At 56.5% G+C, this 22,055-nt stretch carries 18 protein-coding genes; 9 read left to right on the forward strand and 9 right to left on the reverse strand.

Going from position 1 to position 22,055, the window contains the following annotated elements; all coding sequences use genetic code 11:
• The 3 genes from PuT2_RS04060 to PuT2_RS04070 all read right to left on the reverse strand — a co-directional run bounded on the left by PuT2_RS04060 (nucleotide 1) and on the right by PuT2_RS04070 (nucleotide 3,206).
• Nucleotides 1–1,587, reverse strand: coding sequence for an NAD(P)/FAD-dependent oxidoreductase (locus PuT2_RS04060; RefSeq protein ID WP_093969750.1), 1,587 nt, complete (start codon nucleotides 1,585–1,587; stop codon nucleotides 1–3).
• A gap of 9 nt (nucleotides 1,588–1,596) precedes the next feature.
• Nucleotides 1,597–2,376 (reverse strand): cyclase family protein, encoded by a 780-nt coding sequence (locus PuT2_RS04065; protein WP_093969751.1) that lies wholly within the window; start codon nucleotides 2,374–2,376, stop codon nucleotides 1,597–1,599.
• 107 nt (nucleotides 2,377–2,483) lie between these two features.
• Nucleotides 2,484–3,206: a TetR/AcrR family transcriptional regulator gene (locus tag PuT2_RS04070; RefSeq protein ID WP_093969752.1), complete on the reverse strand. Its 723-nt coding sequence runs from the start codon at nucleotides 3,204–3,206 to the stop codon at nucleotides 2,484–2,486.
• 176 nt (nucleotides 3,207–3,382) lie between these two features.
• Between PuT2_RS04070 and PuT2_RS04075 the strand changes: the two genes are divergently transcribed.
• From PuT2_RS04075 to PuT2_RS04095, 5 genes are all read left to right on the forward strand, one after another.
• Nucleotides 3,383–4,591 carry an NAD(P)/FAD-dependent oxidoreductase gene (locus PuT2_RS04075; RefSeq protein ID WP_093969753.1) on the forward strand — a complete coding sequence of 403 codons (1,209 nt, stop codon included), beginning with the start codon at nucleotides 3,383–3,385 and terminating at the stop codon, nucleotides 4,589–4,591.
• A 51-nt stretch (nucleotides 4,592–4,642) separates the two neighbouring features.
• Nucleotides 4,643–5,596 (forward strand): TAXI family TRAP transporter solute-binding subunit, encoded by a 954-nt coding sequence (locus tag PuT2_RS04080; protein WP_093969754.1) that lies wholly within the window; start codon nucleotides 4,643–4,645, stop codon nucleotides 5,594–5,596.
• 29 nt (nucleotides 5,597–5,625) lie between these two features.
• Nucleotides 5,626–7,575 (forward strand): TRAP transporter fused permease subunit, encoded by a 1,950-nt coding sequence (locus PuT2_RS04085; RefSeq protein ID WP_093969755.1) that lies wholly within the window; start codon nucleotides 5,626–5,628, stop codon nucleotides 7,573–7,575.
• A 217-nt stretch (nucleotides 7,576–7,792) separates the two neighbouring features.
• Nucleotides 7,793–8,962 (forward strand): ABC transporter substrate-binding protein, encoded by a 1,170-nt coding sequence (locus PuT2_RS04090; protein WP_093969756.1) that lies wholly within the window; start codon nucleotides 7,793–7,795, stop codon nucleotides 8,960–8,962.
• Nucleotides 8,963–9,054: 92 nt separating this feature from the next.
• Nucleotides 9,055–10,533 carry a GGDEF domain-containing protein gene (locus tag PuT2_RS04095; RefSeq protein WP_093969757.1) on the forward strand — a complete coding sequence of 493 codons (1,479 nt, stop codon included), beginning with the start codon at nucleotides 9,055–9,057 and terminating at the stop codon, nucleotides 10,531–10,533.
• Here PuT2_RS04095 and PuT2_RS04100 read toward each other — a convergent pair.
• On the reverse strand, nucleotides 10,530–11,735 hold the full coding sequence (locus PuT2_RS04100) for an MFS transporter (RefSeq protein ID WP_093969758.1): 1,206 nt from the start codon (nucleotides 11,733–11,735) through the stop codon (nucleotides 10,530–10,532). The genes PuT2_RS04095 and PuT2_RS04100 overlap by 4 nt on opposite strands.
• Nucleotides 11,736–11,904: 169 nt before the next feature.
• On the opposite strand from PuT2_RS04100, the gene PuT2_RS04105 reads away from it, so the two are divergent.
• Entirely contained in the window at nucleotides 11,905–13,356 is a 1,452-nt protein-coding gene (locus PuT2_RS04105) for an aldehyde dehydrogenase (RefSeq protein ID WP_093969759.1), read from the forward strand.
• A 77-nt stretch (nucleotides 13,357–13,433) separates the two neighbouring features.
• Here PuT2_RS04105 and PuT2_RS04110 read toward each other — a convergent pair whose 3' ends face one another.
• The 3 genes from PuT2_RS04110 to PuT2_RS04120 all read right to left on the reverse strand — a co-directional run bounded on the left by PuT2_RS04110 (nucleotide 13,434) and on the right by PuT2_RS04120 (nucleotide 16,229).
• Complete coding sequence (locus PuT2_RS04110; protein ID WP_371596287.1) at nucleotides 13,434–14,105, reverse strand: OmpA family protein; 672 nt, start codon at nucleotides 14,103–14,105, stop codon at nucleotides 13,434–13,436.
• 88 nt (nucleotides 14,106–14,193) lie between these two features.
• On the reverse strand, nucleotides 14,194–15,216 hold the full coding sequence (locus PuT2_RS04115; RefSeq protein WP_093969760.1) for an amino acid ABC transporter permease: 1,023 nt from the start codon (nucleotides 15,214–15,216) through the stop codon (nucleotides 14,194–14,196).
• Nucleotides 15,213–16,229: an amino acid ABC transporter permease gene (locus PuT2_RS04120; RefSeq protein ID WP_093969761.1), complete on the reverse strand. Its 1,017-nt coding sequence runs from the start codon at nucleotides 16,227–16,229 to the stop codon at nucleotides 15,213–15,215. Before PuT2_RS04120 ends, PuT2_RS04115 begins: the two co-directional genes overlap by 4 nt.
• A 110-nt stretch (nucleotides 16,230–16,339) precedes the next feature.
• Here PuT2_RS04120 and PuT2_RS04125 point away from each other — a divergent pair, with 110 nt between their 5' ends.
• From PuT2_RS04125 to mutY, 3 genes are read left to right on the forward strand one after another with little or no spacing between them, the layout of a single operon-like run.
• On the forward strand, nucleotides 16,340–17,011 hold the full coding sequence (locus PuT2_RS04125) for a cell division ATP-binding protein FtsE (protein ID WP_093969762.1): 672 nt from the start codon (nucleotides 16,340–16,342) through the stop codon (nucleotides 17,009–17,011).
• Nucleotides 17,008–17,916 carry an ABC transporter permease gene (locus tag PuT2_RS04130; RefSeq protein WP_093969763.1) on the forward strand — a complete coding sequence of 303 codons (909 nt, stop codon included), beginning with the start codon at nucleotides 17,008–17,010 and terminating at the stop codon, nucleotides 17,914–17,916. The genes PuT2_RS04125 and PuT2_RS04130 overlap by 4 nt, the downstream gene beginning before the upstream one ends.
• On the forward strand, nucleotides 17,917–19,035 hold the full coding sequence (mutY, locus tag PuT2_RS04135; RefSeq protein WP_093969764.1) for an A/G-specific adenine glycosylase: 1,119 nt from the start codon (nucleotides 17,917–17,919) through the stop codon (nucleotides 19,033–19,035).
• Here the strand turns inward: mutY and rodA are convergent.
• Together rodA and mrdA are read right to left on the reverse strand one after the other, a co-directional pair.
• Complete coding sequence (gene rodA, locus PuT2_RS04140; RefSeq protein ID WP_093969765.1) at nucleotides 19,004–20,143, reverse strand: rod shape-determining protein RodA; 1,140 nt, start codon at nucleotides 20,141–20,143, stop codon at nucleotides 19,004–19,006. The two genes, mutY and rodA, sit on opposite strands and share 32 nt — an antisense overlap.
• Nucleotides 20,140–22,053 (reverse strand): penicillin-binding protein 2, encoded by a 1,914-nt coding sequence (gene mrdA / locus PuT2_RS04145; protein ID WP_093969766.1) that lies wholly within the window; start codon nucleotides 22,051–22,053, stop codon nucleotides 20,140–20,142. Before mrdA ends, rodA begins: the two co-directional genes overlap by 4 nt.
• Between the last annotated feature and the right edge of the window lie 2 nt (nucleotides 22,054–22,055).

Below are 22,055 nucleotides of genomic sequence, written 5' to 3' on the forward strand. Positions count from 1 at the left end.
TTAGCGTTTAGTCAGCATATCGGCCACAATTTGCCCCGAACCGCCGCCCAGACCTGGGCCAGGGTGCGTTGAAGCGCCGATTTGGTAGACATTTTTATAAGGCGTACGATGCGCCTTCGCGCCCGAATTGCTGGCAAACGGACGGAACCAGAAAAACTGGTCTGGCGAACACACCCCTGAATAAGGATCGCCGCCCACCAGGTTGCAATTCATGGCCTCGAGGTCGCCAGGCGAATAGGCCTTGCGGCCAATAATCAGGTCGGACAAGCCGGGCAAAACGGTTTCGATGCGCTTTTGCACACGGTCGGCCACGGCTTCGCGCACGGCCTCGTTCCAGCGGCCATCGGCAGGAACGTCGATCTCGCCGGCCGCATCGCCCCGCAACTGCGAAGGCATTTCTTGCAACTGCAGCCAAAGTATCCATTTACCCTCGGGCGCGCGGGTCGGATCGACCGCAACCGGTTGGCCAATAGCCACTGTGGGACGACGCGGAATCAGCCCATTGTTGGCTTCGCAAACAGCCAAAGCCACGTTTTCCATGCTTTCGGTCAGGTGAACCAAAGGCACTTTAAGCATTTCGGGGTCAGCCCAAGGCGCAGGGCCATTAAGCGCAAAGTGAATTTGCATGCAACCGCGGCCAAAGCGATAACCTTGTGCCTGCTTGCGAACGGGTTCGGGCGCGCGGGGCAGCAAACGACCATACAACTGTGGCGGGGTTACGTTGCACACCACGGCTTCGGAAGCCTGGTAGGCCTGGCCATTGGCCACGACACCCGTAGCGCGCGAGCCGTTGAGTGTGATCGATTCGACATCGACACCGGTCAGCACTTTACCGCCGCGCTGCTCGATAAAGGTTTGCAGGCCTTCGACCAGACGCTGGCCACCGCCTTTAACAACCGGCATGCCACCGGCCACAACAGCCGCAAACGTTAACTTGCCGATCAGGGCGGAGCACGCTTCGTCAGGCCCAAGGCCCGTGTGCAACACCCACGGGCTGATCATGGCGCGGGTCAGGTCAGACTTGAGCTCGCGTTCGGACCAGCGCCGGAAAGATTCGATAGAGTCGGCGCCAAACTGCAGCAAGCCATTGAGGCCGCGCTTGCGCCACTCGGAGAACAACAAACGCAACACTTTGCCGCTATAAGGCGAATTGCCCAACAGGCCAAAAGTGAGCGCCGCATCTTGACCGAACAATTGCCCGGCCATGGCACCGAACGCATCGCCATCGCCCGGGGCGATGGCGTTAATGCGCTTGACGCTGTCTTCGATGTCTTGCTTCAGTGCCAGTAACTGACCGTCGGGGGTGACGATACCCGTGGTGTAGTCATTGGCGACGAACTCGACACCAACACTGGCCAAATCGTCTTTGAGTTCGGCGTAAGCGCCGCCACCCATGAACAACGGATACCACGACGACAAGACTTCGTGGGTGAAACCGGGAAACAGCGTTTCGGTACGGATGCAACCACCGGCCCGGTCGTTACGCTCGAGTACCAGAACAGACTTGCCTCGCTTGGCCAACAACGCGGCACAAGCCAGCGAGTTCATGCCACTACCGATAATAATAACCTGGGCCTGGTGGGTCATTATGCCTCCTTAGGGAACCAGTGCCAGAACGCGCAGAGGGCTGCCCGAACCGCGCTGGATCTTCAAGGGGGCTGCAACAATGATCGCGCCGGTTGTAGGCAACTGGTCGAGATTGTTAAGGCACTGCAAGCCGAATTTGTTGGCACCGTGCATTAGCGTATGACAAGGGTAAGGCATGGGCCATGCGTACGACTGGCCAGCATCGGTGTTGATGGTTTCTACACCAAAGCCATGAACATCGCGCTCTTTAATGAGCCACTCGACAGCCTCTTGTGAGGGGCCGGGGGTGTGTGCACCGTCTTCGCGAACGTTAACGTAAGAAGCGGGGTCTTTGAACAGGCGAGCTGCCCAGCCAGTTCGCAGAAGCACCCAGCTGCCTTTGGGGATACGACCGTTCTTTTCTTCCCACTTTTGCAGGAAATCGACGCTCATGATCCAGTCTTCGTTGGCAGCGACTTCGGCAGTGGCATCGACCACAACAGCAGGCGCAATGAAGTTTTTGGGGTCGATAGTGTCGACTGTATTTTGGGGATGGTCTTTACCTGTAACCCAGTGTGCAGGCGCGTCGAAGTGCGTGCCAGTGTGTTCGCCACAGGTGAAGTTATTCCAGTACCAGGCGGGGCCGGCGTCGTTGTACTCGGAGATGGTTTCCATCTTGAAGGCAGCTACCTGACCAAACTGCGGCGGCAACTGCAGGGGGGGAAAGTCGGGCGACAATGTGTGGGTCAGGTCTACGACCTTGAAATTGCCGGCGGCCAGTTGTTCCAGGGTATTGGCGGCGGTGCTCATGGTATCTCCTTAGTTGAAACCTAAATTATCTTGCATCCGCTATTTTGCACGACTTGGTTTAGATTTCAACCATTTTTCGATACCGATTTACCCCAAGGTCAGTGAAATTAAGCGCCAGACAACCTGTCTGACCCAGTATCCGGAGCCCCACTCAAGCCAGGCCCTGGGGCGACGCCTCGAATGGCCAGGGCCGCCAGTTCACGAAAACGACGCAAACCCTCATCAGCATCTGGCGCAGGTTCCATCAGCCAGCGGCGTACTTCGGTCAGGTAAATAGTAATGAACAACGAAGCAGCCAGTTCAACGGGAACGTCGGCCGCTACAAGTCCGCGCTGTCGCCAGCTTCGTACAATGTCGGTCAACAACGCCAGCATGCGAGGGCGCCGCGCATAAAACCTGATAGCTTCCGGCCCTTGCGGCGCAACGCCGCCCAGGAAGTCGAGCGTCTCGCGCACCGCAGGCCTGCCCAACGCAGGCTGACCGGCCCAATACCGGTAGCGCGACTCAAAAAAAGCCGCCAGTTGGTCAACCAAAGGCGCGCTCGGGTCAACCGACCGAACTGCTGTCCCCGCCAACGCATCCAGATCATCATTAATGATCATGAGCAGCAACTCGCGCTTGTCTTTGGCGTAGGTAAACAAAGTGCCAATACCAATTTCAGCCAATCCCGCAATATCGCGCGTGGTGGCCGCATCGTAGCCTCTTTCAGTAAACGCCTGGCGCGCGGCCGCCTTGATACGACGCCTTTTTTCCAGTTTTCCGCGCTCTCGCAAACCTAATGTCGCGGCATCGTCGGCCTGCGCCGCTACTGCCTGGTTTTTTTTAACCATACGTCGTTGCTCTCTAGTTTTTATACGTCTTCTTGATTAACCCGGGCAAAAAGGCGGACTTCGCGTTTTACCTGAGTTGACCAACGACAAAATACACCCATAGAATGGAACACGCTCAAAAATGAGCATGTTCAGAATTAAACAACTTCGGGTCGAGCATAAACTAGGTAACACACATGAGCAATCACCCCATCATTATTTCTGGCGGCGGGCCCGTCGGGCTCGTCGCAGCACTGTCGCTGGCCGAAAAAGGACTTGACGTCATTATCCTGGAGACCAGCCCAGAAATCCCCACCGACTTGCGCGCTGGAACATTCCACCCGCCCACAGTGGAAATGCTGGACACCTTATCTATTGGTCAAGAATTGCTGAATATGGGGATCAAAGTACCCGAGTGGCAAATCAGGGACCGCAAGCAGGGCCTGGTGGCCCAATTCGACCTGAACCTGATTGCAGACGAAACCCCTTACCCCTTCCGTCTGCATTGCGAACAACATAAATTGTCGCATCTGGCTTTCAAGGCACTGCAAAAATACCCCAATGCACGCGTCATGTTTGGCCATACGTGCAGCAGCTACACGCAAGATGAAGATGGCGTCACCGTGCAGGCCGAAGGCGCCGATGGTAAAGCGGTCGAGCTGCGCGGCAGCTACTTGTTGGGCTGCGACGGCGTTCGCAGTATTGTGCGTAAAACCGCCGACATTGAGTTTGAGGGTTTTACGTGGCCCGAACGCTTTCTTGTATTTGCCACTACCTTCGACCTGAAAAAACATGGGTTTACCGGCAACGCCTACATTGCCGACCCCGACGAATGGGCCGCCATTTTTGTACAGCCGCACGATGGCCCCCCAGGCATTTACCGCATCGCCTTCCCCATCAAGCCAGAGCAGGACGAGGCCGAGGTGCTGTCAGACGACTATGTACAAAGCCGCATCCAGGGGTTTCTGTCGCCCGACCAAACCTACGAAATCCCATACCGCAGCGTCTATCGTGTCCATCAACGCGTCGCCCAATCATTTCGTAAAGGCCGCATTGCGCTGGCCGGCGACGCCGCACACGTCAATAACCCCTTGGGCGGCATGGGCCTGAACAGCGGTATTCACGACGCCATGAATCTGGCCGACAAACTTGCCCGGATTATGCTGGACGACGCCCCCGAAGCCCTGCTTGACCAGTACGATCGCCAGCGCCGCTTGACCAATATCGAGTATGTGCAAGCCATCACAATTCGCAATAAGAAAATGCTCGAAGAGCGTGATCCGCAGATCAGGGCTGAGCGCCTGCAAGAGATGCGCGATACCGCGGCCGACCCAGAAAAGCACCGCGCTTTTCTGATGAATTCTTCGATGATTAACAGCGTACGTCGCGCTGCCCAAATCGACTAAGATTTGCAAAAAATAATATTGCTTTACCCCCCAACCCCGAGGAGACAAACCATGAAATTTAAATTTCTAGCCGGGCTTGTTGTCGCCGCTGCCTGCAGCGCAACAGCCGTCGCACAAAACGTTGGCGTCGGCACCATGAGCCAGGGCACCATGAGCTATTCAAGTGGTTCAGCACTGGCCAAAGTCCTTACCGAAAAAGGCGGCATGCAAGCCCGTGTTCAGCCTAACAGCGGCGAAAGCGTCCTGATCCCCCTGCTCGACACCGGCGAACTGGACTTCGGCATTGCCAACGTCATTGAAAGTGCCGAAGCCGTGCACGGCGAGCGCGTATTCAAAGGCCGCCCCGCCAAGAACCTACGAGTCGCCTCGGTACTCTTTCCACTTAAAACCGCGGTATTCGTTCGCGCCGATTCCGACATCAAAACCGTAGCCGATCTTAAAGGTAAGCGCCTGACCTACGGCTTTACCGCCATGGGTTCAATCAACACGATTCTTGATGCACTGCTGGCTACCGGTGGCCTGACACCAAAAGACATTCGTCAGGTCCTGGTTCCCAACGTAGCCCGTGGCGCCGACGAACTGGCGTCAGGCAACGTCGACGGCTTCTTCTTTGCCGTAGGTGCCGCCAAAGTCACCGAAATCGACGCCTCGGTCGGTGGCCTGCGCATGCTGCCTATTAGCACCGACGCCGCAGCCCTTGACGCCATGCACAAAGTCTTCCCGTATGGCTATCCGTTTGTCGAGAACCCACGCCCCGGTCTGGCTGGCGTTAGCGAACCAACCGCTGCTTTGGCGTATGACAACCTGCTGCTGACCAGCACCAATACCAAAGACGATGTGGTTTACAAAGCCATGAAAACCATCTACGAAAGCCAGCCAGAACTCGCGGCTTCGTTTGCACCGTTTCGCGGCTTTGACGTCAAGCTGATGTACAAGCCCGACATGCCTGGCGAATTCCATCCTGGTGCATTGCGCTTCTACAAAGAAGCTGGCCTCGTCAAGTAAACAGGTAAGTTATCCCAAAGGCGGTGACCATGAATCAGATCGCATCCGGGCTGCAGGCAGGGGGACTCCCCTCAAAGCTTCGCAACACGCTTTCTTTAACCCTGCAAACCCTGATGACGGTCACAGTCATCGCCTGGGTACTCAAGCTGCCACTATATTTGCAGCTTAGTCTGTACAACGAACAATTTTTAGCGGCCATTTTAGGTATGGCCCTTGGTCTGGCGTTTCTGCTTGTCCGGGCGCGCCCTTCGCCCGAAGACACGCCCACGCCTTGGGGTGACGCCATAGCCGGCCTGGTCGGCATGATCGCCTGCTTTTATATCGCCATCCGCTACCCCACGCTGGTTAACGAAGTCATTTACCGGCCCCTCGACGCCATTGTCATCAGCGCCATTATTGTGGGGCTCATCCTCGAGGCCGTCAGGCGCACCGCCGGTATGACTCTGGTCATCGTGGTACTGGTGCTGGTCGCCTACGCCATGCTGGGCCACTTATTGCCCGACGAATTCGTCAGCCGACCCATCGACTTTACGCGCCTGCTGGTCTATCTGGGTATGGACACCAATGCGGTGCTGGGCCAAACCTTGGCCATTGCCATTATTGTGGTGGTGCCCTTTACTCTCATGGGCCAAATTCTGGCCCGCACGGGCGGCTCACATTTCTTTGGCGACCTGGCTATGGCCGTCATGGGCAAATATCGTGGGGGTTCGGCAAAAATTTCTGTTGCCGGGTCGGCCCTGTTCGGCATGATTTCCGGCAGCGCGGTCTCTAACGTGGCTGCTGTGGGCGTCATTACCATCCCCATGATGAAGCGCTCCGGCTTCCCCAAGCACGTCGCTGCAGCCATCGAAGCGGTAGGTTCCACAGGCGGCCAGCTGGCGCCGCCGGTCATGGGCGCAGCCGCGTTCCTGATGGCTGAACTACTTGAAACCTCATATGCCTCGGTATTGATTGCAGCGCTCATTCCAGCCTTTTTGTATTACCTGGCGCTCTTCATCCAGGTCGACCTCGACGCCGCCAAGCATGGCATCAAAGGCGAACCTATGGATCGCCTGCCCGCCATCAAAGAAGTCATGCGCCATGGCTGGTATTTCCCCATCCCCTTTGTTGTTCTGGTTGTCGGTTTGGTGTTTTTCAATGTGGCCGCAGAATACGCCGCCTTGCAAGCCGCGGCGCTGCTAGTCATATTCAACCTCATCTTCGGCTACAAAGGCGAACGCACTCCCCTACGCGAACTGCTGCTCGCGGCCATTAGTACCGCCAAAGCTTCAATCGACTTGCTGGTCATTGCCGCGGCTGCAGGGCTGGTTATTGGTACGCTCAACCTGACAGGGCTGGCGTTTGGCCTGACGCTGCAACTGCTCGCCCTGAGCGGCGACAGCACCGTCGTTCTGTTGCTAATGACGTCGGTCGTGGCGATTATTCTTGGCATGGGCATGCCCACCGTTGGTGTCTATATTTTGCTGGCTACGCTTATTGCTCCAGCCCTTATCCAAGCCGGCCTATCGCCTATGGCATCGCACATGTTCGTCATGTATTTTGGCATGATGTCCATGATTACACCGCCTGTGGCCATTGCCGCTTTTGCGGCAGCCAATATTGCGGGTTGCGACGGCTCGAAGGTGGGCTGGACGGCAACACGCGTGGGTTGGTGCTCCTACGTCGTGCCCTTCTTGTTTGCCTTCTCTCCCGCGCTGCTGATGGAGGGCTCGGCAAGCACAATCATCTGGGCCGTCATTACCGCGTCATTGGGCGTGCTGGCCGGCTCGATTGCCGTTGTCGGCTATTTCATTGTCGCCGTCGGTGCCTTGCAGCGGGTGCTTTATATGGCGGCAGGCTTGCTTATGCTTATTCCGGCAGACGCCTACCCAGGCGCTGGCTGGACAGACGTCATCGGTTTGATCATGATGATTCTTTTGGTTGCGTTTCACTGGTTTCAAATCAAACAACAAAAAAATACAGTGCCGGCAACCAGTTAACACGGCTGTCCAATTTAGCGGTTCGGCGAACGGCCGAACCGCTTGCACACTCTTCCCAAATAAGTAACAATCCCGTTGTGCAGACATTCAGTACACTCAACCACATACTGTCTGTCGTACGGACTTACGCTAGTAGTATCCTCGCGTGTTTTGTGGTTACATACTTTGGCAATACCTTGGTTTTTAAAGCTATAACCATCCTCTCCAGGAGCAGACAATGAAAAAATTCGTCAAGGTGGCGCTAGCTGCCACCTGCCTGATGACCGCAGCAGTCAGCCAAGCAGCTGAGCCGTTCAAAATTGGCCTCATTATCCCCATGACCGGTCCGTTTGCCTCTACTGGCAAACAAATCGAAGCCGCCGCCCGTCTTTACATGCAGCAACACGGCGACGAAGTTGCCGGCCGCAAAATCGAACTTATCGTCAAAGACGACGGTGGTGTTCAGCCCGAGGCCACCAAGCGTATTGCCCAAGAACTGGTCGTACAAGACAAGGTTGGCGTTCTGGCCGGCTTTGGCCTGACACCGTTGGCCTTTGCAACCGCCCCCATCGCAACGCAATCCAAAACGCCTATGGTCGTCATGGCCGCCGGCACATCGTCCATCGTCCAGAAGTCGCCCTATATTGTGCGCACTTCAATGACGCTGCCCCAGGTGACCGCACCTATGGGCCAATGGGCAGCCAAGGAAGGCGGCATTAAATCGGCCGTGACGCTCATCGCCGACTACGGCCCAGGTCACGACGCCGAAAAAGCTTTCGTCAAGAACTTCACCGACGCCGGTGGCAAGGTACTCGAGTCGCTTCGCGTGCCCATGCAAAACCCCGACTTCTCACCGTTCTTGCAACGTGTGCGCGACCTGAAACCCGACGCTCTTTTCATTTTCGTCCCTTCAGGTCAGGGTTCCACCCTCATGAAGCAGTTTACCGAGCGCAACCTGGCCGGTCAGGGCATCAAGCTGATTGGTACGGGTGACGTCCTCGACGACGACCTGCTGCCAGCCATGGGCGATGAAGCCTTGGGCATCATCACTTCGCAGCACTACTCCACTGCGCACGATTCGCCAGAAAACAAGGCCTATGTCGAATCTTTCCGCAAGCTGACCAACAACAGCATGCGCCCCAACTTCATGTCGGTGGGTGGCTACGATGGCATGCACCTCATCTACGAAGCCCTGAAAAAAGCCGGCCCCAACGCCAATGGCGATCAGCTTCTGGCTGCCATGAAAGGCATGAAATGGGTCAGCCCGCGCGGCCCAATGCAAATCGACCCCGAAACGCGTGATGTCGTGCAAGACATTTACATCCGTCGTTCCGAGCGTCAGGCCGATGGCCAAATCTACAACGTCGAATTCGACGTCATCAAAGAGTTCAAAGATCCTGGCGTCTAAGCACCCTATGTTCTAACTCTTTAACAGCAGGCCCTTCACGGGGCCTGTTTTTTTTGGTTACCATGCTGTCCAGCACAACTCCGGAATTCGTCATGCAGCCAGGCAATACACAAAACAGCCAAGCCGACACCTGGGGCACTACGCTGCCCGCCTTTTTCGAGATCATGCCCAACTCGCTGTGGCTCGAAGATTACAGCCAGCTGTTCGAACTTTTCGCCCAATGGCGGGCAACTGGCGTGTCTGACCTGCGTGCCTACCTCGAGGCCGACGTCAGTCGCGTCGCGGCCTGCTCCGCCTGCATCAAGGTTTTGCTGGTCAACCAGAAAACGCTCGATATGTTCAAGGCGTCTTCATTCGACGAGCTGGCCAGCAGGCTTGGCGAAGTGCTGCGCGACGACATGCTCGAGGCACATATCGACGAACTCGAGCAGCTTTGGGTGGGTAACGAGCAATTCGAAAGCAAGAGCGTCAATTACACACTCGAAGGCGAACGTCTCGATGTGCTGATCAAAGCCGTTGTACTGCCCGACCACCAAAAGCGCTGGGACCGCGTCCTGGTGTCGCTGGACAATATCACCGCACTCGAAATCGCCCACGCGCAAGTCGCCCAACAAGAGCGTTATGCCACCGGCATTTTCGAGTACGCGCCGGTATCGCTGTGGGTAGAAGACTTTTCGCGCATCAAGACACTGCTCGACGAAGTCCGCGGACGCGGGATTACCGACTTTCGCACCTTTACCGACGTCCATCCCGATTTCGTCGAACAATGCATGACCGAAATACGCGTACTCGACGTCAACCAGTACACCCTGGATATGTTCAAGGCAGGCAGCAAGTCAAACTTGCTGGCTCATTTGCCCGATGTATTCCGCGATGAAATGCTGCCCCACTTTCGCGAACAGCTCATCGACCTTTGGGAAGGCAAACTGTTTATGCAGCGCGAAGTACTTAATTTCGCGCTTGACGGCAGCCCGCTTAATATCCACCTGCAGCTTTCGGTATTTGCCGGGCACGAAGCCTCGTGGGACCTGGTTTTACTGGCGTTAACTGACATTACAGCGCGTAAGAAAGCCGAAGCCTATCTCGAGTACCTGGGCAAGCACGACGTCCTGACCAAGCTCAAGAACCGGGCGTTCTTTGTCGACGAACTTAACCGGGTCGAACGTAAAGGGCCGTTTCCAGCGACTGTGATCATGATCGACCTGAACAACCTGAAAGAGGCTAACGATACCCACGGTCACGCTGCCGGCGACGCGCTTTTGCGTCGGGCGGGCGAGGTATTGGCGCAGGCTGCCGGCAAAAACTTTCATGCCATGCGTATCGGCGGCGACGAGTTCTCGATTGTCATGCCAGGCGCCACCGAAGAAGAACGCGAGCTGTTGCTTGAAAGCATTGAGAAACTGATTGAACTGAACAATCAGTTTTATTCCGGACCACCTCTGCAAATGGCGATTGGCTGGGCGCTATGTCAAAAAGGCGAACGCATCGAAGCCGCGTTGCGCGAAGCCGATCGCATTATGTACGAAGACAAAAGAAAGTTTCACGAGCGAAGAAAAGTCAGCCGCAGCTAGGCCCGCCGATGCAGCACCATCGCAGATGCTGTCAGAAACACCAACAACACCGCCGTTACCGCGCTATACGAAAAAATGGCCGACGCCAGCCCAATGCGGTCGGCCAGCAAGCCTAAGGCCACGACAGGCACCGATGCACCGATGTAGGTAAACAAGAAAAACGTCGATATATTGGCAGAACGCCGATGTTCGTCGGCGTACAGCCCGACAATCATGGCCGAATACATAAAACCAAATCCTTGCCCGACACCAAACGTGACCATGCTGAAAATCAGCACCCACACATTATGCGAGGTCATGCCAGCCATAAGGGCCAGCACACTTAGCGCAAACGCAAACATACCCAGGGCCTGACCCACAAAAGGCGCGTGCCTGGTTTGCGTCATTTGAACGACCAGCGATGCCACCGACATAAACAAAAACGCTACGCCAACCACTAGCGGCCCTTGCCATTCGAGCTCGAGAGCGGGCAATAAAGACGGCACCAGCGACGCAAACATGCACCCCACGGCGAACGTAAAAAACCCGCCGACACACCCCTGTAAAAATGGAATACGCCGCCCGGCGCCCGGTAACGCCACTTTGGGCAGCACCGACAACGGCGGGCGCGCGCCCACAGGCCCAGCCAACTGATGGCGCGAGCGCAACACAACGAAAAGCGTTACCACAGCGAGCACCAGCACAAATACGTAGGGCAACACTAGCGGATACACATTGAACTGGCCAATCACGCCGCCCAGCACCGGCCCCAACCCAAAACTGACCGTTACTGCCGTGGAATTAACAACGGCAGCTTTGCGTTTGTCGCGATCGGGATGCGACTCGCCCATGGCCAGCGCAGCTGTAGTCATTAGCATGCCATTGCCTATGCCAATCAGCACCCTGGCCGCCAACAGCGTGGGTACCCCGGGCGCCAGCATCGACATGACCAACCCGACAATAAGCGTGACCAGCGCCGTGACGACAATAGGAAAGCGTCCAAATGTATCCGACACCCGGCCAAAACACAACAAACTAGCAAGTACACACGCCATATAAGCGCTGAAGACATAGCTCAGTTGACTGGGCGGAATATCCCAGGCACGCTCGTACAAAGGGTAAAGCGGCGTAGGCAGCGAGCTGGTTGCAAAGCATAGAGCAACGGTTGCAGTCACCCCGGCAAACCCGCCCCAACGATTCAGCAACGATGTCAGAAAGTGCATGTGTACATCCGAAAATGGGCTGTACCGATTATAGAGACCTCGGGGCAATTGCCAAACCAGCAATCAACATTGAAGAGTTACACTTGGGAGGTCGCGAAACATGATGAGCCGGCCCCACGGTGTGCGGCCCTTCGCTTCGCGCCCATACCACCCATTACGGAGTCCCCTTATGACCACCATCTCACTGTTAATCAATGGCAAGAAACAGGCGGCAAGCAACGGCGCTACCTTCGAGCGCAAAAACCCGCTCGATGGCAGCGTAGCAACCACTGCCCCGGCAGCAACCGTCGACGATGCCATTGCCGCAGTAGAAGCCGCATCGCGCGCGTTTCCGGCGTGGGCCGCCATGGGCCCCGGCGAGCGTCGGGGTCTGTTGCTCAAGGCAGCAAAGGCCCTCGAGGCCCGTACCGACGACTTCATCAAAGCTGTCGCCGAAGAAACTGGCGCCTCAGCCATGTGGGCAGGTTTCAATGTTCATTTAGCCGCCAACATGCTCATCGAAGCTGCGTCGCTCACCACCCAGATCAGCGGAGAGGTTATCCCGTCAGACGTACCCGGCAACTTGGCCATGGCCGTGCGCCAGCCAGCGGGCGTCGTGTTGGGCATGGCGCCCTGGAACGCACCCATCATTTTGGGTACCCGAGCCATTGCCGTACCATTGGCTTGCGGTAACACCGTCGTCATGAAGGGCTCTGAGCTTTGCCCCGCCACGCACGGGCTCATCATCGAAGCGCTTCAAGAGGCCGGCCTGCCCGAAGGCGTCGTCAACTTTGTCACCAACGCCCCCGCCGACGCCGGCCCCATCGTCGAAGCCATGATCGCGCATCCGGCCGTTCGCCGTGTCAACTTCACCGGTTCGACGCGTGTCGGCCGAATCATTGCAATGGCATGCGCCAAGCACCTTAAACCTGTCATCCTCGAACTAGGCGGCAAAGCGCCTCTGGTCATCCTCGACGACGCCGACATCGAAGATGCAGTCAATGGCGCCGCCTTCGGTGCTTTTGCCAACTCGGGGCAAATTTGCATGTCGACCGAGCGCATTATTGTCGACCAAAAAATCGCCGACGAATTTGTTGCCAAGCTCACGGAAAAAGCCCGCAACCTGCCATTGGGTGACCCGCGCAAAGGCCCCGTCGTCTTGGGCTCGGTTGTCGACATGTCGACGGTCGAACGTTGTAACGCCATGATTGACGATGCGCTGGCCAAGGGCGGCAAACTGCTGTGCGGCGGCAAAGCCACCGATACACTCATCCCCGCCACACTCATCGACAATGTCACCCCCGACATGAAGATCTACAGCGAAGAGTCTTTCGGCCCAGTCAAGGGGATCGTCCGGGTCAATGGCGTTGAAGAAGCCATCCGCGTGGCCAACGACAGCGAATATGGGTTGTCGTCAGCCGTGTTTGGCAAAGACATCGCCCGTGCCTGGCAAGTTGCCGCACGCATTCAGTCGGGCATTTGTCACATTAATGGCCCCACTGTTCATGACGAAGCCCAAATGCCATTCGGTGGCGTCAAAGACAGCGGCATCGGCCGCTTCGGCGGTAAAGCAGGTATCGAGGCTTTCACCGAGTTGCGTTGGGTGTCTATGCAAACCACCCCACGCCACTACCCGTTTTAAACCTTCCTAACCTGTACAAAAGCAAACTGCCCCGCAATACGCGGGGCAGTTTTTTTGAAAAAAGGCTACCCGCCAGGCTAGCGCACTGCGTACAAGAAAAGTTCGACACGCCGGTTCATAGCACGGCCTTCAGGCGTACTGTTGTCGGCAATAGGGTTGCTAGGGCCACGGCCTTCAGACATCAGACGCGTACCCGAAATGCCCCGTGCGGCGATGTAGTCGGTCACCGCACGCGCCCGATTCACAGACAACGTTTGGTTAACCTGCGCCGTGCCCGTGCTATCGGTGTAGCCAATTGCCTTAGCCCGTAATTCAGGGTGCTGCGTAAGTGCACGGGCAACGCTGTCGAGCACCGGCAGCAATTCGGGCTTGAGTGCATATTTACCGGTGTCGAACGACACATGGCTGGGGATAAGCACCTTGAGCGTGCCATCGGGCATTTCGACGACGTCGACGCCCAGGCTCGTGGCACCCGACTGCTGCACATCGTTCTTGATGCCCGTCCAGTTATAGCCAGCAATAGCGCCAGCTACCGCACCGATACCGGCGCCAATCAGCGCCGCTTTGCTGCTATCGCCGATAATCGCACCCAGCCCTGCACCAACGGCAGCACCAGCGCCTACGCCAGTCGCCGTACGGCCGCCCTGACTCATGCCTCCCATGGTGTCGTTTACCGCAGCGCAGCCCGTCAGCAACGCGGCAATACCCACCCCTGCAATCACACGATTCAATCGCATAGACACGTTCATATTGTTCTCCTTTTTGACAGGACGAACCCGCCCTGATCGTTGTTCATACTACCAAGGCTCAGGCAATGACGTTGTTACAATTTTATTCTCAGGTTTGCCAGCGTCTTTCAAGCGTCCGGCTATAACGCGACATGGCATAACAGAACACAAAATAGATTGCCGCGATAAACAGGTAGGCCTCTGTACTGAAACCTTGCCACTGAGCATCGGCCAACGCAGTCTTGGCGGCCTGAGTCAGGTCGAAAACACCAATCACGACCACCAGCGATGTATCTTTGAACAAAGAAATGAAAATGCCTACCAACGGCCCGACAACGGTGCCAAGCGCCTGAGGCAGGATGATGTTGTTCATTTTTTGCCAATAACTCATCCCCAGAGAATCGGCCGCAGCGTATTGCCCGGGTGACACCGCCTGTAAGCCCCCGCGCACGGTCTCGGCAATATAAGCCGCAACAAACAGCACGATGGCCAGTTGCGCGCGTAACAGCTTGTCGATACTGACGCCTTCAGGCAGAAACAAGGGCAACATCACCGAAGCCATGAACAACAAGCTGATCAACGGCACGCCTCGAATCAGCTCGATGTAGGTAATGCACAATACGCGTACCGCCGGCATGTCGCTAGTGCGGCCAAGTGCCAGCAACACACCTAACGGAAACGCCAGCCCGACGCCCAAAACCGCCAAAACAAGCGTTAATGGCAAGCCACCCCATAACCGATTCTCGACCCAGCTCAGGCCGAACACTCCACCCCACATCAAGACGCCGACCAGCACCAAGACAACCAGCCACACCAACGCCAACCATTTGCGCCAGAACGCGCGCACGCAGCTGAACGCGACCAAAGCGACCAGCAACACACTGGCCAGCAAAGGCCGCCATTGCTCGTCATATGGATACACACCAAACAAAATCAGGCGATATTTATGTGCAATAAACGACCAGCACGCCCCGCCGGCCTGGCGACATCCTTGGGCGTCGGTTGCGTTAAAACTGGCGCTTAACCACAGCCAATCGAGCGCGGGAGGCACGAGTGCCAACAACAAACCTGCGCACAACACCGTCAGCAAGGTATTGAACGGGGTGGCGACAAGCAGGTGCAGCCGGCTCATCGGCCCGCCACGCGCGCCAGACGGCGGTTGTACATATTCATCAGAACGGAGATCGACACACTGACGCTAAGATAGGCGGCCATGATGATCAATACCCCCTCAATGGCCTGTCCCGTTTGGTTGATAGTGGTGTTAACAATCGAAACGATATCCGGATAGCCAATCGCCACGGCCAGCGAGCTGTTTTTGGTTAAGTTCAGATACTGGCTGGTCATGGGGGGCACCATAATGCGCAAGGCCTGAGGCAGCACCACCTGCCTTAACACTTGACGCTCAGACAACCCCAAAGCCCGTCCTGCGGCCCACTGCCCTTTGCCCACCGCCTGTATACCCGAACGCACAATTTCGGCCACAAAGGCCGAGGTATACAACACCAGCCCCAGCAGCAACGCCAGGAATTCGGGGCTGACGGTAATACCCCCGACAAAATTGAACCCCTGCAAAGCCGGAACACTGAAACTCAGGGTGTTAAAGTCGAAGCTTGGCAATACCAGCCCCCGGTTCGACAGAAACATGCCCGGCAGCACGGCAATTGCCTGACGCGGGCCGGGCGCCGCCTCGGTAATCAGGGCGTACCAGAAGAACAGCTGCAGCAGCAGCGGCACATTGCGCATGACCTCGATGTAGGTGCGTGCCAGCCACGACAGCAACGGGTTGACAGCCAGGCGCGCCAACCCAACAAGCAGGCCTAATATCGTGGCCAACACTGCACCGATGGCGGCAACCTTCAGCGTATTCGCCAAACCCACCCAAATGGCGCGCGCGTAGGTATCGGCAGGGCGATAGGCCAACAGAGACTCGCTAATGGCAAAGCCCGCCTCGTGGTCCAAAAAACCGAACCCCGTCGCCACATTGCGGGCCTCAAGATTATTTAGCGTCGTGACAACCAGATAGGCGCAGGCCAACGCCAGACCGGCCACCAGCAGCACCTGATAGACCAACGCACGAAACCGGACGTTATGCCAGGACACAAAGCCTTTGAGCGAATTGAACCGAAAAGACGACACAGCCATTAAAAATCAGCACCGATTAGGAAATTGCCGATGGGCACAATATCATATTCACTTAGAATACCCGGATTACCCAACGGGTCTAATCAACAGGTTACCCATCGCTGTTCACCATGATTGAGTTTCAGCACGTTTTCAAGTCTTACGGTCGCAGCCGGAACATCCTTGCCGACATCAATTTCCGCGTTGATGCGGGCGAATTTGTTTTCGTCTCGGGGCCATCGGGCGCAGGCAAATCTACCCTGCTCAAGCTCATTGGCGGGCTCGAACCCCCAAGCCGCGGCAGCATCACCGTCAATAACCACCGTATCGACAAAATGCCCAGCCGGGCCAGACCCTATCTACGGCGAGCGGTTGGCGTTATTTTGCAAGACACCCACTTATTGTTTGACCGCTCGGTCATGGCCAATGTGCTCCTGCCGCTTACGGTCGTGGGGTTAGAACAGTCTCAAGCGGTCGCCCGCGCCCGCGCCGCCCTCGAAAAAGTCGGACTATCTGGCAAAGAAGACCTGAACCCCATTGAAATGTCGGGCGGCGAACAACAACGCCTGGCCATCGCTCGGGCTATCGTCAACCGCCCCGCCATCCTTATTGCCGACGAACCCACCGCCAATCTCGACCACGACAGTGCAACGCGCATTATGGACGTTTTCCGCGACTTCAACCGGGTAGGCGTCACCACCCTGATCGCATCCCACGATACGGCCCTGATGGCCACTTACGCCAACCGCACCCTGCAAATTACCGCTGGCCGCTTTGCTGACTTCAAAGGGGTAATGGTATGAAGCGCTGGTTAAGGCAACATCGTTACGCGTTGGCTGTCGCCATCAGGCGGCTTTGGCTGCATCCATTCTCTTCAGTGGCCAACCTGCTGGTTATTGCGCTCACACTGGCGTTACCCATCTTGGGCGCAAGCTTTTTGGCCGCGGCGCAGCCCGTCGTCAAGCAGGTGTCCATCTCGCCCGAAATCACCCTGTTTATGGCTCCCGACGCCCAACGCGGGGCCTCCGAGTCCGTCGCCAAAACGCTCGCCGACGACTACAAAGAGCATATCGAAGCCACACGTCTGGTGCCTCGCGAACAAGCTTTAGCTACCCTGAAACGCAATCCGAACTGGGCAGACGCACTGGCCGTGTTGCCAGGCAACCCCTTACCCGACGCCATTATCGTCACCCTGAAAAACACCGACGACCTGGCGGCGAAAACCACCACTCTGACCGCCGCCTGGAAAGCCCTACCCGGCGTACACAGCGTGCAACACGATGCCAACTGGGTACAGCGCTTGGCGGCCATTCTCGACTTTGTTCGCATTGGCTTAGGCATGCTGGCCGCCGGTGTCGCCTTGGTTGTACTGGCTACCGTCTTTAATACCGTCCGCATGCAGGCGCTTACCCAGCGCGAAGAAATTGCAGTGGCCCGCCTGGTGGGTGCCACCGAGTCATTCGTGCGGCGCCCCTTTTTATATTTGGGTGCACTTACGGGGGCCCTGGCCGGCGTTTGCGCCATTGGCATTGCCTCGCTCGCGCTGCACCCACTTAATCAGGCCATCGCCAACCTGGCCAACAGTTACGGCACTCAGATCCGACTTCAACTCCCCGATGGTCTCTGGCTATCGGGTTCTATCGTCGGTGTCGCCGTTTTAGCTGCATTGTCGGCGCGCTGGTCTGTGACCCGAAACACCCGGTTCTAAATGTCGTCTTGCACTCAGCCGTACCCCGCGCAAAATTTGTCGGCATTCGTCACCACTATCATCCAGTGGCAAAAGCAGCATGGGCGCCATCACCTACCCTGGCAGCAAACGCGCGACGCCTACCGCATCTGGCTGTCCGAAATCATGCTGCAACAAACCCAGGTGTCAACGGTTATTGACTATTACCAGCGTTTTCTTGAACGATTTCCGACGTTGCAGGATCTCGCCCAAGCCGATCAGGCGCAGGTCATGCCCTACTGGGCGGGGCTGGGTTATTACGCGCGCGCGCGTAACCTGCATAAATGTGCGCAAGCGTTGCAAGCGGACCATGGCGGAAGCTTTCCTGAAGACCCAGAGGTGATCGCTACCTTGCCGGGCATTGGGCGCTCTACCGCAGGCGCCATCGCTGCGTTTGCCTATGGCGTGCGCACACCCATCATGGATGGCAACGTTAAACGCGTATTCACCCGCTATTTTGGTATAGCTGGCTATCCGGGCAATGCCAAGATAGAAAAGACATTGTGGGCCCTGGCACATAATGCTCTTGATGCAGCCCCGGCCACCCTGGATATCGCAGCCTACACGCAAGGCCTTATGGACCTTGGCTCGGGCCCGTGCGCCCGCCGGAACCCTTCCTGCGAACAATGCCCGCTTACGCAAAGCTGCCACGCCCGCGTGCACGGGCTTCAAAATCAATTACCGACACCAAAGCCGCGGGCCGAGGTTCCCGTCAGGTCGTGTCACATGCTGATCTTGCTGAGCAATGACACCGTTTTACTAGAACAGCGGCCAGACTCGGGGATTTGGGGCGGCTTATGGAGCCTGCCTGAATTTGACAGCCCGACTGCACTTGCCTCGTACTGCGTGCAGCGTGGCGTTGCCGCGGCCCCTCAGCGCATGGGTGGGTTACAGCATGTCTTTACGCATTTCAAGCTCGACATCACGCCCTGGCAGGTAAATACCACAAGCACCACCGCCAACGAACCCGAACCACAAAGACAATGGTTCGACCTGCAACATTGGCCAGCGCTAGCTTTACCGGCCCCGGTTAAAAAAATACTTGCAGGGCTGGCACAACCGTCTTTAATTAGCGCGCCAGTTGCGCCCGATGTCGGCTGATACTCATCAACAAGCCGCTGGCAACACCAAGCGTCAGCAAGGCCGTCCCCCCGTAACTCATGAAGGGCAGCGGCACACCTACAACGGGTAAGATGCCCGTTACCATGCCAATGTTCACAAACACATAAACAAAGAACATCATGGCCATAGCGCCCGCCAGCAACCTGCCGAACTGTGTTGTGGCCCAGGCCGAAATAAACAAGCCGCGTCCAATCAACAGGAAATACAGCACCAGCATCAAAATACCGCCATACAGGCCAAACTCTTCGGCATAAACAGCAAAGATAAAATCGGTGGTGCGTTCGGGAATGAAATCCAGGTGCGTCTGAGTACCTTCCATGTAGCCTTTCCCGTACACGCCGCCTGAGCCGATCGCAATCATAGACTGGATCGTATGAAACCCTTTGCCTAAGGGGTCTGTGCTGGGGTCGAGCAAGGTGCATACCCGATTCTTCTGGTATTCGTGCAGCACCACCCAATCAAGGCCCGGCTGACAAATATCGTGCTCGAAGTAAATTAGCGCCGACAGCCCCACAACCAACGCAATACCTGCCGGCACCAGCAGCTTGAATGACAAGCCTGCAAAGTACATAACGAAAAAGCCCGACATTAACACCAGCAGCGCCGTGCCCAGGTCGGGTTGCTTGACGATAAGCACGAAAGGGATCGCCAGCAAAATGCCGGCCACGATGAAGTCGAGAAAACCGAACTTGCCTTCTTTACGATGAAAATACCAAGCCAACATCATGGGCACAGTAATTTTCAGCATTTCGGAAGGCTGAATACGCACAATACCCAGATCAAGCCAGCGAGTCGCCCCCTTGCTGGTTTCACCAAAAAACTCAACCCCAAGTAATAACACCACGCCGAACACGTAAAGCAACGGGGTCAAACGCATCAAGAACCTTGGAGGAGTCAAGGCCACTACCCACATGGCAAAAAAAGCCAAGGCAAAATTTCGGGCCTGATCGGCAAAGCGCCAGTCGGTGCCACCGACTGCCGAGTGCATGATCACCAACCCAAGCACCCCCATGAGCACCAAAATGCACAACAAGGGCCAGTCGAAAGCTAGAACGAGGCGCAACACCCATTTGCCTAGACGTTTCATTGCCCTACCCCCGCTGTTACACCGCGACGATCGGATCGTGCATTCTCATCAGGCGATACGGGCTTGACGTAATCGCGCAACCAGTAATCGAAAGCTTTGCGCGCGATAGGTGCGGCCACGGTTGACCCCCACCCGCCGTTCTCGACAATGAGCCCGATGGCAATTTTCGGGTTTTCGGCCGGCGCATAGGCCATGAACAACGCATGGTCGCGCAGGCGTTCGTCAATGGCCTCGGCGTTGTACTTGGCACCGCGCAAACTGTAAACTTGGGCCGTCCCCGTCTTCCCGGCCGCCTGATAGGGCGCCCCGGCAAACGCGCGACGAGCCGTGCCTTCGTTGACTACGCCCGCCAGCGCCTTAGTAATAACCGCCAGATTTTCGGGTTTAAGCGGCACTTTATGCGATGGTTCTGTTACGGTTTTTTCAAGCAACCCTGTCTGCGCATTACGAACAAGATTGACCAGGTGAGGCTTCATGTAAACCCCGCCATTGGCCAGCACAGCTGTTGCCTGCGCCAGTTGCAACAAGGTAAACGAGTTGTACCCTTGCCCGACCGCTACAGATACCGTCTCGCCCGCATACCAGCGCTGTTGCTCGGGTTTGCGAAATGCCTGCCGTTTCCAATCGGTCGACGGCAAGATGCCCTTTTTCTCGCCATCAAGGTCTATACCCGTCATCTGACCAAAGCCGAATTGCCGACTGAAATCGTGTAAGGCATTAACACCCATTTCGGGGCCCAGTGAATAAAAGTACGTATCGGAAGAGACCACCAATGCGCGATGAATATCAGTCGGCCCATAGGCCACAGACCCCGCATTGCGAAAGCGCTGACCACCAAATTCGAAATAACCCGGGTCTGAAATGCGTTGCGTTGGCGTACGCAGGCCCATCTCGAGTGCAGCCAGTGCGACGAAAGGTTTGTAAGTCGAGCCAATGGGGTAAGTACTGTAGAGCGGGCGATTGATGAGTGGGTGGTCGGGTGATTCGTTGAGTTCACGCCAGTTATCGACATCAATGCCGTCGATGAACAGATTGGGATCAAACGAAGGCGCCGACACAAAAGCCAGAACCTCGCCCGTCTGGGGCTCGATAGCCACAAAGGCGCCGCGTTTGCCCTTGTACTCTTCTTCAATCAGCTGCTGCAAACCAATGTCGAGCGACAACACCAGATCGGCCCCCGGAACCGGATCATCACGATGTAAGGTGCGCACGGGGCGGCCTGTCGCCGTCACCTCGACTTCTTCAAGCCCCGTCCGGCCATGCAACACCGATTCCCAGGTTTTTTCTATCCCCTTCTTGCCAATGTTCTGCGTGCCGCGATAATTACCCAGTTGGTCGGTCTCTTCTAGGTGTTCGAGATCGGCTTCAGAAATACGCCCTACGTAACCTAAGACATGGGCGGCAGTTTGCCCATGCGGGTACTCCCGCACCCAACGCGCGCTTAATTCAACACCATCAAACTTGTAGGCGTGTGCAGCAAACCACGCGGCCTCGGTTTCGTTCAGATTATTGCGTACTGGAACTTGCGCGTACCGACTGCTTTGCTGCACTAGCTGGAAAAATCTTTTACGCTGCGAGGGGCTGATATACACCAACGCAGACAGGTTATCGAGCAACTGATCAAGGTCTTTAACCTGGGCCGGCGTTACTACAAGTGTGTAATCGCGGTAATTGCGCGCCAGCACGACACCGTTTCGGTCGAGAATTTCGCCACGACGTGGCGGAATAGGTACGACTGCGATACGGTTTGCATCGGCACGGGCAGCCAACCCTTCGTAGCGTTCGACCTGCAAATGCCACAGGCGCGCGACCAACAAGCCGAAACACACCAGCACCAGCGCGGCAGCGACACAAAGACGCAGCAATAAACGGCGTTTTTGGGCTTGCGAGGTTATTTTGAATTCAAACATGT

This window comes from Pusillimonas sp. T2 (assembly GCF_002236805.1).
In the GTDB taxonomy this organism is placed as follows: Bacteria; Pseudomonadota; Gammaproteobacteria; order Burkholderiales; family Burkholderiaceae_B; genus Neopusillimonas.

Bases quoted from the DNA above. Each gene is read 5' to 3' on its own strand.
- PuT2_RS04130 (WP_093969763.1), top strand. From the start codon at position 17,008: ATGAAGCGCTGGTTAAGGCAACATCGTTACGCGTTGGCTGTCGCCATC.
- PuT2_RS04095 (WP_093969757.1), top strand. From the start codon at position 9,055: ATGCAGCCAGGCAATACACAAAACAGCCAAGCCGACACCTGGGGCACT.
- PuT2_RS04065 (WP_093969751.1), bottom strand. From the start codon at position 2,376: ATGAGCACCGCCGCCAATACCCTGGAACAACTGGCCGCCGGCAATTTC.
- PuT2_RS04085 (WP_093969755.1), top strand. From the start codon at position 5,626: ATGAATCAGATCGCATCCGGGCTGCAGGCAGGGGGACTCCCCTCAAAG.
- mutY (WP_093969764.1), top strand. From the start codon at position 17,917: ATGTCGTCTTGCACTCAGCCGTACCCCGCGCAAAATTTGTCGGCATTC.
- PuT2_RS04060 (WP_093969750.1), bottom strand. From the start codon at position 1,587: ATGACCCACCAGGCCCAGGTTATTATTATCGGTAGTGGCATGAACTCG.
- PuT2_RS04110 (WP_371596287.1), bottom strand. From the start codon at position 14,105: ATGAACGTGTCTATGCGATTGAATCGTGTGATTGCAGGGGTGGGTATT.
- mrdA (WP_093969766.1), bottom strand. From the start codon at position 22,053: ATGTTTGAATTCAAAATAACCTCGCAAGCCCAAAAACGCCGTTTATTG.
- PuT2_RS04115 (WP_093969760.1), bottom strand. From the start codon at position 15,216: ATGAGCCGGCTGCACCTGCTTGTCGCCACCCCGTTCAATACCTTGCTG.
- PuT2_RS04100 (WP_093969758.1), bottom strand. From the start codon at position 11,735: ATGCACTTTCTGACATCGTTGCTGAATCGTTGGGGCGGGTTTGCCGGG.
- PuT2_RS04070 (WP_093969752.1), bottom strand. From the start codon at position 3,206: ATGGTTAAAAAAAACCAGGCAGTAGCGGCGCAGGCCGACGATGCCGCG.
- PuT2_RS04120 (WP_093969761.1), bottom strand. From the start codon at position 16,229: ATGGCTGTGTCGTCTTTTCGGTTCAATTCGCTCAAAGGCTTTGTGTCC.
- PuT2_RS04105 (WP_093969759.1), top strand. From the start codon at position 11,905: ATGACCACCATCTCACTGTTAATCAATGGCAAGAAACAGGCGGCAAGC.
- PuT2_RS04080 (WP_093969754.1), top strand. From the start codon at position 4,643: ATGAAATTTAAATTTCTAGCCGGGCTTGTTGTCGCCGCTGCCTGCAGC.
- PuT2_RS04075 (WP_093969753.1), top strand. From the start codon at position 3,383: ATGAGCAATCACCCCATCATTATTTCTGGCGGCGGGCCCGTCGGGCTC.
- PuT2_RS04090 (WP_093969756.1), top strand. From the start codon at position 7,793: ATGAAAAAATTCGTCAAGGTGGCGCTAGCTGCCACCTGCCTGATGACC.
- PuT2_RS04125 (WP_093969762.1), top strand. From the start codon at position 16,340: ATGATTGAGTTTCAGCACGTTTTCAAGTCTTACGGTCGCAGCCGGAAC.
- rodA (WP_093969765.1), bottom strand. From the start codon at position 20,143: ATGAAACGTCTAGGCAAATGGGTGTTGCGCCTCGTTCTAGCTTTCGAC.